12 protein-coding genes are annotated in these 14,342 nt (G+C 69.4%); 8 read left to right on the top strand and 4 right to left on the bottom strand.

The window, feature by feature from the left end:
* Positions 1–14: 14 nt before the first annotated feature.
* The 3 genes from KE274_RS07885 to KE274_RS07875 all read right to left on the bottom strand — a co-directional run bounded on the left by KE274_RS07885 (position 15) and on the right by KE274_RS07875 (position 3,164).
* Positions 15–929 (bottom strand): carbohydrate ABC transporter permease, encoded by a 915-nt coding sequence (locus tag KE274_RS07885; protein ID WP_211542529.1) that lies wholly within the window; start codon positions 927–929, stop codon positions 15–17.
* 9 nt (positions 930–938) lie between these two features.
* Complete coding sequence (locus tag KE274_RS07880; RefSeq protein WP_211542527.1) at positions 939–1,823, bottom strand: carbohydrate ABC transporter permease; 885 nt, start codon at positions 1,821–1,823, stop codon at positions 939–941.
* 66 nt (positions 1,824–1,889) lie between these two features.
* The gene (locus tag KE274_RS07875) at positions 1,890–3,164 is read right to left on the bottom strand and encodes an ABC transporter substrate-binding protein (RefSeq protein ID WP_211542525.1); all 1,275 of its coding nucleotides are present in this window, start codon (positions 3,162–3,164) and stop codon (positions 1,890–1,892) included.
* Positions 3,165–3,374: 210 nt separating this feature from the next.
* Here KE274_RS07875 and KE274_RS16770 point away from each other — a divergent pair, with 210 nt between their 5' ends.
* From KE274_RS16770 to KE274_RS07855, 4 genes are read left to right on the top strand one after another with little or no spacing between them, the layout of a single operon-like run.
* Positions 3,375–4,412, top strand: coding sequence for a Gfo/Idh/MocA family protein (locus tag KE274_RS16770; RefSeq protein WP_211542523.1), 1,038 nt, complete (start codon positions 3,375–3,377; stop codon positions 4,410–4,412).
* 36 nt (positions 4,413–4,448) lie between these two features.
* Positions 4,449–6,395, top strand: a complete 1,947-nt coding sequence (locus tag KE274_RS07865; RefSeq protein ID WP_211542521.1) for a primary-amine oxidase — start codon at positions 4,449–4,451, stop codon at positions 6,393–6,395.
* A gap of 40 nt (positions 6,396–6,435) precedes the next feature.
* Positions 6,436–7,452 (top strand): SIS domain-containing protein, encoded by a 1,017-nt coding sequence (locus tag KE274_RS07860; protein ID WP_211542519.1) that lies wholly within the window; start codon positions 6,436–6,438, stop codon positions 7,450–7,452.
* A complete protein-coding gene (locus tag KE274_RS07855; protein WP_307872169.1) occupies positions 7,449–8,357 on the top strand; it encodes a BadF/BadG/BcrA/BcrD ATPase family protein in 909 nt (302 codons plus the stop codon). Before KE274_RS07860 ends, KE274_RS07855 begins: the two co-directional genes overlap by 4 nt.
* Before the next feature lie 47 nt (positions 8,358–8,404).
* On the opposite strand, the gene KE274_RS07850 is transcribed toward KE274_RS07855, so the two are convergent.
* Positions 8,405–9,169: a GntR family transcriptional regulator gene (locus KE274_RS07850; RefSeq protein WP_211542517.1), complete on the bottom strand. Its 765-nt coding sequence runs from the start codon at positions 9,167–9,169 to the stop codon at positions 8,405–8,407.
* 220 nt (positions 9,170–9,389) lie between these two features.
* Here KE274_RS07850 and KE274_RS07845 point away from each other — a divergent pair, with 220 nt between their 5' ends.
* From KE274_RS07845 to KE274_RS07830, 4 genes are all read left to right on the top strand, one after another.
* Entirely contained in the window at positions 9,390–10,670 is a 1,281-nt protein-coding gene (locus KE274_RS07845) for an ABC transporter substrate-binding protein (protein WP_211542515.1), read from the top strand.
* Positions 10,671–10,733: 63 nt separating this feature from the next.
* On the top strand, positions 10,734–11,648 hold the full coding sequence (locus tag KE274_RS07840) for a carbohydrate ABC transporter permease (RefSeq protein ID WP_211542513.1): 915 nt from the start codon (positions 10,734–10,736) through the stop codon (positions 11,646–11,648).
* Entirely contained in the window at positions 11,648–12,595 is a 948-nt protein-coding gene (locus KE274_RS07835; RefSeq protein WP_211542511.1) for a carbohydrate ABC transporter permease, read from the top strand. The genes KE274_RS07840 and KE274_RS07835 overlap by 1 nt, the downstream gene beginning before the upstream one ends.
* A 1-nt stretch (position 12,596) precedes the next feature.
* Positions 12,597–14,330: a glycoside hydrolase family 9 protein gene (locus KE274_RS07830; RefSeq protein WP_211542509.1), complete on the top strand. Its 1,734-nt coding sequence runs from the start codon at positions 12,597–12,599 to the stop codon at positions 14,328–14,330.
* Positions 14,331–14,342 lie beyond the last annotated feature (12 nt).

Genomic DNA, 14,342 nt, shown 5'->3' with positions numbered 1-14,342 from the left:
CGGGATGCGGGCGGTCACTTCCCGTACCCCTTCGTGAGTCCGGCGATGTACTGCCGGGAGAAGACGGCGAACAGGATGACGAGCGGCACCGCACCGAGCGTGAGCGAGGCGAGCAGGGCCGGATAGTCGTTCTGGAACTGGCCGACGAACTGCTGCACGCCCAGCGTCACCGTCTGGTTCTGCTTGCTGGGCGCGAGGATCAGCGGGAACCACAGGTCGTTCCACACCGGGAGCATCGTGATGGAGGCGACCGCGGCGATGCCGACGCGCACGATCGGCAGGGTGATGCCGAGCGTGCGCCACTCCCCGGCCCCGTCGATGCGCGCAGCTTCCTTGAGCTCGTGGGGGACGGCACGGAAGTAGGTCGTCATCAGGGCGATCGCGAGCGGCAGCTGCATCGCGGTGTAGACCAGGATGAGCGCCGTGAGGGTGTCCATGAGGCCCCACGAGGTCATGATCTTGATCAGCGGAACGGTGCCGAGGCGGATCGGCAGCATGATGCCGACGACGAAGAAGCCGGCGAGCACCGGCGTGATCGGCACCTTGTACTCCACAAGCGCCCACGCGGCGAGGGTGCCCAGCACGATCGTGAGCACGATGGTGGCGAGCGTGACGATCAGGCTGTTCTGGTAGTTGAGCAGGAAGTTCCCGCGGGTGAACACGTTCACGTAGCCCTGCAGGTTGAACGTCTCCGCGTCGGGCAGGGCGAAGGGGGCGCCGAAGATACCCTGCGTCGTCTTGAACGAGTTCATGAGGACGATCAGGATCGGGACGACCGAGAACAGTCCCATCGCGATCAGCAGCAGATGCACGCCGCCGCGGGAGAGGACGTCGGCCGCGCGCCGCGAGCGGCGACGGCGCACGACGGCGGGTTCGCGGAGCGAGGGGCTGCGCGGGGCGGCCGGAGCGGGTCGGGTGTCGATGGACATCGGGGACTCCTAGAGCTCGTAGGTCTTCAGGCGGCGCTGCACGAGCCAGAAGTACGCGGCGGTGGTCACCAGGATGAGGAGGAAGATCACCGAGGCGACGGTGGCTCCCAGGTCGAGGTCGGCGACCTGACCGCTGGATCCGAAGAAGGATCGGTAGAAGAAGGTGCCGAGGATGTCGGTGGAGTAGTTCGGTCCGGGCGCCGACCCGTTGAGCGCGTACACGATGTCGAATCCGTTGAACGTCCAGATGTAGGTGAGGATCACGATCAAGCCGAACTGCGGCGCGATGAGCGGGAACTTGATGCGCCAGAACGCGGTCCAGGACCCTGCCCCGTCGATTCGCGAGGCCTCGATCACGTCGTCCGGGATCGCGAGCAGCGCCGTGTAGAGGAAGATCATGGGGATGCCGATGTACTGCCACACGGACATCAGGGAGATGGTCGGCAGCGCGGTCGCCTCCGTGCCCAGGAGCGGGAACGCGACCAGGCCCCACAGCGGGTTGATGATCAGGCGCCAGATGAAGCCGACGATCACGACCGAGAGCGTCGCTGGGATGAAGAGCAGCGTGCGGTAGACGCCGATCGAGCGCCGCAGCCGCCCCGAGGTCAGCAGGGCCGCCATGAGCAGGCCGATGGGCAGCTCCACGAGCAGGTGGATCAGGAAGAACTCGACGTTGTTGCCGAGCGCGTTCCAGAACCGTGCACTCGTGGTCGGGTTGGTGAACAGGTCGACGTAGTTGGCCAGGCCGACGAAGGCACTGGTCTGCCCGCTGGACTCGAAGAAGCTGAGCACGACCGAGCTGATCAGGGGGTAGACCGAGAAGGCCACGTAGACCAGGAGGGCGGGCAGCACGAACATCGCCAGCAGGCGGTATCGGGCGGGTGTGCGGATCATGCGAGGTCTTTCGGTCGGCGGGCGATGGTGCGGCCGGGGGCGGAGTGCACCGCCCCCGGCCGGGCCTCACGGTGCGGGCGTGTACCAGGAGTCGAGGCCGGCCTGCAGCTCGGCGGTCGCCTCTTCGGGGCTGAGCCCGCTGTTGTACATGAGCTGCGCGACGCGCCAGATCTCGTCGTCGAGCGGCGGCTGTCCGGCGCTCAGGCGGTCGAGGGCGAGACGAGAGGTGAGCTCGGCCCCCTCCTTCAGATCGGCGAACTGCTGGGCCAGCTCGTTGTCGTACTTCACCGGCTCGGTGCCCATCGAGAAGAAGCCGGGCAGCTTGTTCACGTACAGCTGCTGGAACTCGCTCGTCCCCAGCCACTCCAGGAACTCGGTCGCGGCCTCCTTGTGCGCGCTGGCGGCGTTCAGGCCGAAGGCCATGTCGGCCATCTCCTGCTGGTAGCGCTGGTCGCCTTCGGCGGCAGGGGGCGCCCCGAAGACGCCCACGTCGAGACCCGTCGAGGTCACCTGCGAGATCTGCCACGATCCGTCCGGCAGGATGGCCGCTTTGCCGAGCGTGAACAGCTGCGTCATGTCCTCGTAGGAGATCGACTCGAAGCCGTCCGGCAGGTAGTCCGTGAAGGAGTCGAAGATGCGGAACCCCTCGACGAAGTCGGGGTCGGTCAGCTTCTTGGTGCCGTCGATGAGCCCGAGGCGGCCTTCTTCTCCCTTCCAGGCATTGGGGCCGACCTGGTAGAGCATGTTGTAGGCCAGCTGCCAGCCGTCGGCGCTGCCGAGGGCGAGCGGTGCGTACTGCCCGTCCGCCTTGATCGCGTCGAGGACCTCGAGGAATTCCTCCTGCGTCTGCGGCACCTCGAGACCGAGTTCGTCGAAGATCGCGGTGTTGTAGTAGAAGCCGGCGAGCACCGAGGCCACGGGCACGCAATAGGGCGTTCCGTCGTCGCCCTCCCAGGCCGCGAGCGCGGATTCGGGGAACGAGCCGATCGCGTCGAGCTCGTCGAGCGGTTCGAAGTAGCCCTTGTCGATCCACGCCCGGTTGACGTCGAAGGGGCGGCACATGATCACGTCGGGGCCGGTGCCGCCGTCGATCTGCGACTGGATCGCGGCGTTGTAGTCGTTCGTGTCGATGGGGGCGTACTCGACCGTGATGCCGGGGTGACTCGCCTCGAACGCGGGGATGATGTCGTTCTCCCACATCGTGGCGTCTTCCGTGCGCCAGGTGCCGAGCGTGAGGGTGACCGCGTCGGAGTCGCCGCTGCTTCCCGCCGCGCAACCGGCGAGTCCGAGGGCGAGTGTGGTGGCGGCGAGGGCGGCGAGTGGAGCTGTGGCAGAGCGCATCATGACCTTCTCTCTGAGCGGACGCGCGGTCTCGGGACGACCTGCCACACCTTTGCGGCGGCGCGCGGTGCTGGTCAGCATATATAGGTCTCAATGCGGTAGCAAGAGGTATCTACCAGATTTAATGATTGTCCTTAGTATCCGCGTTCTGATAGACATCATTAAGACAAGTGGTATCTTGTGGACAACAACTCTTCGAAGGAGGCCCCCGTGATTCGTGTCGGCATCCTCGGCTCCGGGTTCATCGCTGACGCGTACGCCGACTCCCTGCTCGACGTGCGCGACGGCGTGCTCGCTGCGAACTTCTCCCGCGACGCCGAGCGCGCCGCCGACTTCGCCGCCCGCTGGAACAGCCCACGGAGCTACACCGACATCGCGGAGCTCTGCGCGAACCCCGACATCGACGTCGTGGTGATCGCACTCCCGAACGAAGCCCACGTCGACGCCGTCCGCATCGCCGCGGCCGCGGGCAAGGGCATCATCTGCACCAAGCCCCTCGCGCGCACCGGCGCGGAAGCCGCCGAGATCCTGCGCATCGTCGAGCACGCCGGCGTGTGGCACGGCTACGCCGAGAGCTCGGTGTTCTCCCCCAACGTGGCCAAGGCGCACGAGATGGCCAAGGCCGGGGGCATCGGAGACCTGCTCACCTTGCGCGCCCGCGAAGCCCACTCCGGCCCGCACGCCCCGCACTTCTGGGACGCGGAGACCGCCGGCGGCGGCGCCCTGCTCGACATGGGCTGCCACACCGTCGAGTCGGCCAGGCACTTCTTCGGCAAGGACAACCCCGTCACCGAGGTGTTCGCGTGGGGATCGACACTGGTCCACACCGACAAGACCACCGGAGAGGACACCGCCGTCGCCCTGCTCAAGTTCGCCGGCGGACAGCTCGCGATCATCGAGTCGTCCTGGGCGGAGAAGGGCGGCATGCAGCTGCGGCACGAGTTCAGCGGCACGGAAGGCCGCCTCGTCACCGACACCTCCGTCACCCCCGTGTGGGGCTTCCTCGGGCGCCCGACCGGCTACCTGGTCGAGAAGGCCGACGCGGAGACGGGTTGGGTGCACCCGGTCCCCGAGGAGACCCGCGCCTACGGCTTCTCGCAGCAGATGCGTCACTTCATCGACCACTACGCCGCCGGCACGACGCCGATGGAGACGTTCGAAGACGGATGGATCGTCAACTGCATCCTCGACGCCTGCTACCGGGCCATGCGCTCGGGTACCTGGGAGCCCGTGCGCCTCGAGCGCTGAGCATCCCACCCGACGCCAGACAAGGAGACCGGACGAATGACGAACACTCTGCCCGCAGGCGCCAACGCCCTGCTCGCGACCCTCACCGCCGAGGAGATCGCCGCGAACCGCGCTGCCCTCGAAGCCGCCGGGATCGCGACCTCCCGCACGCACTACTCCTATGTGGGACTGACCGCCCCCGACAAGCGCCGCCTGCTCGCCGGGGAGACACTCCCCCGGCTCGTGCGCAGCTTCCTGATCGACATGACCACCGGCGTCTCGCACGACGTCGTGGTCGACCCGGCCACCGGCGACATCGTGTCGTCGCGCCAGCTCGACCCCGCCGTCGACGGCGCCGTACCCGTCGTGCTGCGGGAGTTCGGCTACGTCGAGGAGGTCGTGCACAAGGACGAGCGCTGGATCGCCGCGATGGCCAGGCGCGGCCTGACCGATCTGAGTCAGCTGCGCGTGAACCCGCTCTCCGCCGGGGTCCTCGCGGACCACGAGCGCGGGCGCCGCATTCAGCGGTGCTTCACCTTCGTGCAGCGCACGCCGGAGGACCTCGGCTGGGCGCACCCGGTCGACGGCGTGACCGTGATGGTCGACGTCGTGACGGGAGAAGTGCTCGACGTGATCGACTACGTCGACCTCCCCGTGCCACAGGAGGACGGCAACTACCACCTGGAGTCCTGGCGCGGGCCCGACCGCGAGGGCCTCAAGCCGATCCACATCAGCCAGCCGGAGGGCCCCAGCTTCACGATCGACGACGACGGCGTGCTGGACTGGGCCGGCTGGCGGCTGCAGGTCGGCTTCGACCAGCGCGAGGGCCTGGTGCTGCACGACGTGTCGATCGCCGACGGCGACGTGCAGCGCTCGGTGCTCTACCGTGCCTCGATCGCCGAGATGGTGGTCCCCTACGGCGACCCCAGCCCGCAGCGCTGGTTCCAGAACTTCTTCGACGGCGGCGAGTACCTCTTCGGCGGCTTCGCGAACTCGCTCGAGCTGGGCTGCGACTGCGTCGGCGACATCACCTACCTCGACGCGGTCGTCGCGGGCAACGACGGCGCCCCCCGCGTGGTGCGCCAGGCGATCTGCATCCACGAGGAAGACGCCGGTGTGCTGTGGAAGCACTCCGACAACTGGAACGGCTCATCGGAGACCCGGCGCAACCGCCGGCTCGTCGTGAGCTTCTTCATGACCGTCGGCAACTACGACTACGGCTTCTACTGGTACTTCGGCCTCGACGGCACGATCGAGTTCGAGGTGAAGGCCACCGGCATCGTGTTCACCTCCGCCTACCCGGGCAAGGGGTACCCGTTCGCCACCGAGGTTGCCCCCGGCCTCGGCGCCCCCCACCACCAGCACCTGTTCAGCGCGCGCCTCGATGTCACCGTGGACGGGCTCACGAACGCCGTCGACGAGATCGAGGCGGTGGCCGTGCCCCGCGGACCCGACAACCCGCACGGCACCGGATTCACGCAGAAGATCACGCGGCTGCGCACCGAGTCCGAGGCGCAGCGCGTCGCCGACAACCGCACCGGACGGGTCTGGTTCGTCGGCAACACCGAGGTGCAGAACCGCCTCGGCGAGTCCGTCGGCTGGGTGCTCTACCCCGAGGGCAAGCCGCTCCTGCTCGCCGATGCCGACTCCGACATCCACAAGCGCGCCACCTTCACCACGAAGCACCTGTGGGTCACGGCGTACGAACCGGACGAGCTGTACCCGGCGGGCGACTTCGTGAACCTGCACCCGGGTGGCGCCGGGATCCCGCGATGGGTCGCGGCGGATCGTCCGGTCGACGGCACCGACATCGTGCTGTGGCACACGTTCGGGCTCACGCACTTCCCGCGCATCGAGGACTGGCCGATCATGCCGGTCGACACCGCGGGATTCGTGCTCAAGCCGCACGGCTTCTTCGGGCGCAATCCCTCCCTCGACGTCCCGGGGGCGGCCGATCACTGCGCGCCGTCGGCGGGCGACCACGACCACCACGCCGGGCACTGACCCGACAACCACACGCACACGCACGAGCACAAGGAACGACATGGACGGATACATCAGCTATGCCGAGGCGACCGCTGCCCAGGCCGACGCCCTCGCGACCGCGATCCCGCACATCGAGCGGCAGGTCGACGAGCTGGCCGCCCGCGGCGCGCTGGGTGAGGTGGGGCCGCTGTTCCTCGGCATCGGTGCGAGCCTCGCGGCTGCCGCTCCCGCCGTCTGGCACCTGCGCAAGCGCGGCATCACCGCCTGGCGCCTGGATGCCGGCGACACCCCGCTGCCGCTGGCCGGGGGCGAGCACCCCGTGATCGCGGTCTCGCAGAGCGGACGCAGCAGCGAGACGATCGCGGCGCTGAACACGATCCCGGCCGCGCTGCGCTACGCGGTGGTGAACACGGTGCCGTCGCCGCTGTCCGATCTCGCGACGCGCCTGATCGGTCTCGGCTCGATTCCCGACAGCTACGCGTCGACCATCGGTTACACGGCCACCGTGGTCGCGCTCAGCATGCTGTCCGAGGCCTGGGCGGGCGGGGCCGTCGACCCCGCCTGGCACGACTTCGCCGCCCTCTTCCGCAAGACTGAGACCATGCTCGCCCCGCACATCGATCGCGCCGCGGCGCTGATCGCTTCCGCACCCAGCCTCGACTTCGTCGGCGGAGGCGCCTCGATCGGATCGGCCGAGGCCGGAGCACTGCTCTTCCGGGAGGTCGCGCGCATCCCCGCCAGCGCGATGGGCACCCGCCAGTACCTGCACGGTTCGATGGAGTCGGCGGGCGAGGGCGCCCACATCCTGTTCGGCGACGAGCGCGAGCACGAGGTCGCCCGCACGCTCAGCGGTGCCGGGCACCGCGTCATCCTCGTCACGACCGACGAGGTCGACGGCGCGGAGAACCTCGAGACGATCCGCCTTCCGCACAGCTCCTCGAACGCGCGCGCCGTGCTCGAGGCCCTGTTCCTGCAGGGGCTCGTCGCCGCCGTCGCACAGTCGCGGGGTGTGGAGATCGAGGAGTTCGTGTTCCACAACGACGACACGAAGGTGGATGTCGGGGCCGCGCAGTGACAGCGGCCGACGAGACGACGGCCCTCGTCGTCGGTATGGACGTGGGCGGCACCAAGGCCGCGGTCCGGGCGACGGACGCCGCCGGACGCGTCGTCGCCGACGTGGTGGTGGGTTCCGCGGAATGGGATGCCGAACCCGCGGAGGCGGCCGCCGCCTGGCTGGAAGACGTGCTCGCGCGGGCCCTCCCCTCCGGGGCAGCGGTCGGCGCGCTCGCGGTCGGGGCGCAGGGCCTCGACCGGCCGGAGGTCGCCCACGACCTGGAGCAGGCGCTGTCCGCCCGGGGCTTCACGCGCGTGCGGTGCGTCAACGACGCGGCACTGCTCGTTCCGGCCGCCGGCCTCACCAAGGGCATCGGCCTGATCGCGGGCACCGGCGCCATCGGGGTCGGCGCGGATGCGGCGGGCGAGCCGCTCGTCACGGGCGGCTGGGGCTGGGCCATCGGTGACGAGGCGGGCGCGGCGGGACTGGTCCGTGAGGCCACGAAGACCGCCCTGCTCGCCCACGACGACGGCGAGCCCGACGACGGCCTCCTCGGCGCCCTCCTGGCCGACTTCAACGTCGCCGACGCCGAGCGGCTCGCACGCATCGTCAACGACGAGCCGACCATGGCCAACTGGGGCCCGCATGCCGCCGCGGTCTTCCGCGCCGCCGACGCCGGGTCGGCCCTCGCCGCCGGAGTGATCGACGCCGGCGCCGAGCACCTCGTGCGCCTGGTCGACCAGCTGCGGCGCCGCGGTGCCGCAGGGCGCACCGTGGTGGCTGCCGGTGGCGTGATCACCGCCCAGCCCCGCCTCGCCGAAGCAGTGCGCGCGCTGCTCGCCGCCCGGCATCCCGAGCTCGACTTCGTGCTGCTCGACGAGCAGCCCGTCGCGGGCGCCTGGTTCCTCGCGAACCGCCTCGCCTGACGCGCGCCCCCGCCTCCGTCCGCTCACCGGACGGCGAGCAGCAGGTGTCAGTGGGTCGGACCGGCGCCGCGCGTGAAGACCGTCCGCAGCCGGTAGCGCTCGCCCACGTAGCGGATGGTCGAGAGAGACACCACGCGGCCGTCGGCGCCGTGCGCGACCTGACGCATCACGAGCAGCGGGCTACCCTGCGCCACGTGGAGCGCCTCGGCGGCCTGCGCATCGGCCTCGCGGGCCTCGACGGTGCTGTCGGCGCGCTCGGGTCCGGAGCCGGACCTGTCGAGCAGGTCGTACAGCGACTCGACCGTGAAGTCGGTCGTGGACACATCGGGCAGCAGCGCCGCAGGCACGACGGAGGCGTCGAGGGCGATCGGCACGCCGTCGAGCAGGCGGATGCGGTCGAGGCGGAAGATCGGGGTGCCCGGCGCGACGCCGATGGCCTCCGCCTCGTCGAGGCTCGCGTGGCCGGTCTCGGCGCGCAGCACGACCGAGGTGGCCTCCAGCCCCATCCGGCGTGCGGTCTCGCTGAACGACTCCAGGCTGTTCGGCCACTCCTTGGCGACGGGAGCGGAGGCGACGTACCACCCGCGGCCGTGGGAGGAGCTCAGCACCCCCTCCTCCACGAGCTGCAGCAGCGCCTTGCGCAGCGTCACCCGGCTGATACCGAGCTGCGTGCACAGCTCCCGCTCCGGAGGGAGCCGCGAGCCCTCGGCGAGGCGACCGGAGGAGATCTCGACCTTGATCAGATTGACGGCCTGGATCCACAGCGGCTCCGGGTAGTCCGCGCGAATCGGCGATTCACTGATGCTCGTCATCCCTGCCCCCTCGGACGTGTCTTTCCACCCTGAACCGTACACGGCGCGAAAGTTCCATACCAGTAACGACCATTCTAAGTCCGAAGCGTTACCGCGCCGGGGAGGAGCACCGGATCACCGTTCGATCACGAGACTAAATACCAGTATTGACCACTTTGAGTCCGTGACAGTACCATTCCAGAAACCGCCGGCACCCGACCGGCCCGAGAAGGAGGTCTCCGTGCACAAGCGCGTGTCCATCCCCCTGGCAGGCGCCAGCGCCTTCGTGCTCGCCGCGGCCCTCGGCGGCTGCGCGAGCAGCGAATCGTCGTCGCCCGATCAGATCGTCGTCCAGACCAACTGGACCGCCAGCCAGGCGCAGAACAAGCCGCTGTTCGACGCGTTCGAGGCATTCACCGACGAGACCGGCATCGACGTGAAGGTGCTCGAGTCGGGCGACAACCTCAACCAGGTGTACGAGACCTCCCTCCTCGCCGGCGAAGAGGCCGACGTGCTGCTGGTCGGACTGCTCGAGAAGCAGCTCGACTGGGCCGTCAACGGTGCCGTCGTCCCCGTCAACGACTACATCGAGGAGTGGGGCATCGCCGACACCATCCCCGACGACGCGCTGGTCGACTGGACCGATGCGGAGGGCAACATCCGCGCGTTCCCCTACTCCGGTTTCACGTGGCCGTGGTGGTACAACACCGACCTGCTCGCCGAAGCCGGGGTCGAGGGCGTTCCCACCACGACCGACGAACTCATCGACGCCGCCACGAAGCTGCGCGCCGCGGGCATCGCGCCCGTCGTGCTCGGCGGCATCGACTGGTCGGGCCAGAATATCTTCCTGCAGTTCCTGGAGATGTTCCTCTCCACCGACGAGGCCAAGCAGGTCTACGCCGAGGGCGCCACGTGCGACAACCCCGACGCGATGAAGGGCATCGAACTGCTGGTGGAGTTGCGCGACGCAGGCGTCTTCGTCGACGGCGTCGAGGGCTACACGGCCGACCAGGCGCAGGCCGCCTACCTCGACGGTCAGGCCGCCATCGCCCCCCTCGGCTCCTGGGCGTACCCCTCCGCCTCGGAGGAGCTGGCCGCGGCGACCGTGCTCGGCGGACTGCCCGTCGCCGACGGCGCTCCGTTCGACAAGCCGCTCGCCTACCGCGGCTCGACCTCGGCCGGCTGGTGGATCAGCCCGAACGGCCAGGAGAAGATCGGCGCCGTCGAGAAGCTCATCACGTACATGTACGGCAACGATGTGCTCAAGGGCATCCTCGACGAGGGCGGAGTGATCCCGGTCGCGGACTTCGGCGGCGACACTTCCGGCGTCACCTCCCCGCTGCTCGCGCAGTCGCTGACCGAGCTGCCCGAGGCCGTGGACTTCCCGGTGATGCCCGACATCTACGTGCCGGCCGACGTGTCCAACCCGATGTACCGCGCGACGTCGGTCGCCTTCACCCCCGGCACCGACGCCGAGACGATCTGCAAGACCGTCGACGACATCTACGCCGCCGCGAAGTAACCCGTCAGGGCGGCTCGGCCGGAGCGCCGGGCCGCCCTCCTCACTGCTGGAGCCCTTCCCCCCATGACCGCTTACTCCCCCGACGTCGTCGCCCGCCGGCGCGCGAAGGCCCGACGACGTGGCGAGCTCGTCCAGCTGTCGGCCACCCTCCCGGCGCTGCTGTGGTTCCTCGTCTTCACGATCGGCCCCCTGGTCAGCCTCTTCTACTTCTCGACCGTGAACTGGCGCGGCCTGATCGCCCCGCGCACGCCGGCCGGGCTCGACAACTTCGTGCGGCTCGTGAACGACCCCGTGGTGTGGCTGGCCACGGGCAACACGATCCTCCAGCTCGTGGTGACACTGCCGATCGTCGTCATCGGCGCGTTCATGATCGCCTACTACCTGAACCTCAAGCCGCGCGGGCACCGCTTCGTGCGCGCCCTCATGTTCACCCCCGTGCTGCTGTCCGCCTCCGCTCTGGCGATGGTCTTCGTCGGGGTGTTCGCTCCGCAGGGGATGATCAACGGATTCCTCGACGCGCTCGGTCTTCACCAGCTCGCGCGTCCGTGGCTCGCGAACGGCGACAGCGCGATGTGGGCGATCATCATCGTCACCATCTGGTGCAGCATGTCGGTCTCGGCCATCATGCTCGCCGCACGCCTGAACTCCATCGACGCCTCGGTCTTCGAGGCGGCGGAGATCGACGGCTGCGGGCACTTCCGCCGCATGTGGAGCATCGCCTGGCCGATGTGCCGCGAGTTCGTCGGCGTGGTCACGATGCTGCAGTTCCTGTGGACGCTGTTCTCCTCCGCCGCCGTGGTGCTGCTGCTGACGAAGGGCGGCCCCGGCAACGCGACCGCTACGCTGTCCTTCCTCGTGTACGACTTCGCCTTCAACCAGTCGAAGGTCGGGTACAGCCAGGCCGTCGCGGTCGTGCTGTTCGTCGTCGGCGTGGCCGGCATCCTCCTGATCCGCCGGGCGTTCCGGCAGAAGTACTGATGGGACCCGCGCTCATGACCGTCGTCTCCGCTCCTCCCGCACCGCAGGCGTCCGCACCGCAGCGTCCTGCTCCCCCGTCGCGACCGACCGCGCGCCGTCGTCGTCGCGGCGGCGCCCTCGCCCGCACCGGCCCGCTGAAGTACCTCGCGCACGCGGGCGTCTGGCTGTACGTGGTGCTGCTCGCCGCGCCGCTGTACTACCTCGTGATCTCGGCGTTCAAGCACAACACCGACATCTTCACGCAGCCGTTCTCCCCCTTCACGCCGCTCACGTTCGACAACTTCGGGCTCGCGTTCTCGCAGGCGTCGCTGGGTACGGCCCTGGTGAACTCGGCGTACATCACGATCGGGGCCGAGGTGCTGACCCTGGCGCTCGCGGTGCCCGCCGCGTTCGCTCTGGCCCGCGCAAAGGGCGCCGTGGGCCAGCTGGTGGAGCGCGTGTTCGCCCTCGGGTTCCTGATCCCCGGTTTCGCCGCGCTGGTGCCCACGGTGCTGCTGTCGATCATGATGGGACTGTTCCACACGCGGGAGTTCCTGATCCTGTTCCTGCCGGCGTCGGCCATGCCCCTCACCGTGATCCTGCTCACGCAGGCGATGCGTGCCGTGCCGGCGGAGCTGGAGGAGTCGGCGCGGCTCGACGGTGCCGGCCCCCTGCGCGTGCTGTGGTCGGTGTACGTGCCGCTCGCGATCCCGACGCTCACGGTGGTCGCGATCCTCAACTTCCTGTCGTTCTGGAACGAGTACTTCTTCTCGCTGGTGATCATCGGCCCCGAGGCGTCGCTGCGCACGGCCCAGGTGGCGCTCCCGACGCTGTCGATCGCGAACGCCGCCCAGTACGGCGTCCTCGCCGCGGGCATCCTCATCACCCTGATCCCCGCCTACCTGGTGTACGCGGTGTTCGCGGAGAAGATGGAGAACGCCGTCCTCGCCGGAGCACTCAAGGGCTGACATGCGCATTCTCACCAACCACCTCGGCTACGACGCGGAGGGCCCGAAGTCGGCACTCGTCGAAGTGCCGTCCCCCGGCGCGGAGCCCCGCGTCGAACTGCTGTCGCTCGACGACGACTCCCGGGTTCGTCTCGTCGCCCGTCCCACCACTCGCGTGGACGCCTGGCGCACGGGCGCCTATTCCCGCGTCGACTTCGACGAGGTCGACACTCCCGGTCGCTATGCGCTCCTGGTCTCCCTGGGCGACGAGGTGATCACGTCGTCGCCGTTCACGATCGGTGTGGAGCGTCTCGCGGCCAGCACCCTCTCCGACCTCCTGTTCGCGTTCAAGTCGGGGCGATCGAGCGGCGAGATCGAGCGCAAGGACGCGGCGGCGTTCCGCTACGGCGACGATTCCGGCGTCACGGTGGATGCCCGCGGGGGCTGGCTCGACGCCTCGGGCGACACCAGCAAGTTCCTCAGCCACCTGACCTACACCCCGACCATGAGCCCGCAGCAGATCCCGCTGTGCGCGTGGGCGTTCCTCGAGGCTCGGGACCGGCTGGCCGAGCGTCATCCGCGCTTCCACAAGGCCCTCGGGGCGCGGCTGCGCGACGAGGCCCTGTACGGCGCCGACTTCCTGGTGCGGTTCCGCACGCCGGACGGCGCGTTCTACAGCGGCATCTTCGACGCGCTCACCAAGCGGCTGGAGGAGCGTGTGATCACGGCGCCGCTGCCGGAGTGCGTGCGCACCGACCGCTACCGCGCGTCATATCGCGGCGGGGGCGGGCTGGCGATCGCCGCACTGGCCAGGGCGTCGCGGGAGACGGAGCACGGCGACTTCACGAGCGCCGAGTACCTCGCGGCCGCCATCGGCGCCTTCGACGACCTCGAAGCGCGGAACACCGACTACCTGTTCGGGCTGGATCTTGACACCGGCACCCTCACCGACAGCTCGGAGTCGATCGTCGACGACTACTGCGCCCTGTTGGCGGCCACCGAGCTCGCCGCAGCGGCGGACGGCGCGGATGTCGCCCGGTTCGTCGCGGCGGCGGATCGGCGTGCCGCGGCCCTGATCGACCGCTACCGCACCTCTCCGGAGGAGCCGGGGTGGTTCGAGGCGTGGGAAGACGGACGCCCCTTCTTCTCGGCCGTCGAGGCGGGCCTCCCGGTGATCGCGCTGCTGCGGTACGCCGAGGTCGTGCCGGGTGCGCGCTTCGACGACACCGCGCGCGAGCTGTCGCTGGCGGTCATGCAGGATGTGCTGCGCCGCACGCAGGCGGTCGGCAATCCGTTCGGGTATCCGCGTCAGCGCGTGCAGCCTCGGGGCGGCCACCCGCGCGATGCGTTCTTCTTCCCGCACGACAACGACACCGGCTACTGGTGGCAGGGCGAGAACGCCACGCTCGGTTCGCTGGCGTTCGCCGCCCTCGCCGTCGCCGACCTGCCGGCGTGCGCGCCGGAGCAGGTGACGCGCCTGCGACGTTTCGCCGCGGACCAGGTGCACTGGGTGCTCGGGCGCAACCCGTTCGACGTCTGCATGCTGCAGGGCCGGGGGCGCAACAACGTCGAGTACACGCCCGACTTCCCCAACCTTCCCGGCGGGATCGTGAACGGCATCACGAGCGACCCCGAAGACGAGAGCGGCATCGCCTTCCTGACCCCCGACACGGCGGACGGTCCGGACTCGTGGCGCTGGGCGGAACAGTGGATCCCGCACTCCGCCTGGTTCCTCCTCGCAGTCAGCGCGAGCTGAGGCGGCGTCAGG

This window comes from Microbacterium paraoxydans (genome assembly GCF_018224615.1).
Taxonomy (GTDB): domain Bacteria; phylum Actinomycetota; class Actinomycetes; order Actinomycetales; family Microbacteriaceae; genus Microbacterium; species Microbacterium paraoxydans_B.
Note: the sequence above shows the minus strand (reverse complement) of the source record. Positions and strands in the feature narration are given on the sequence as shown.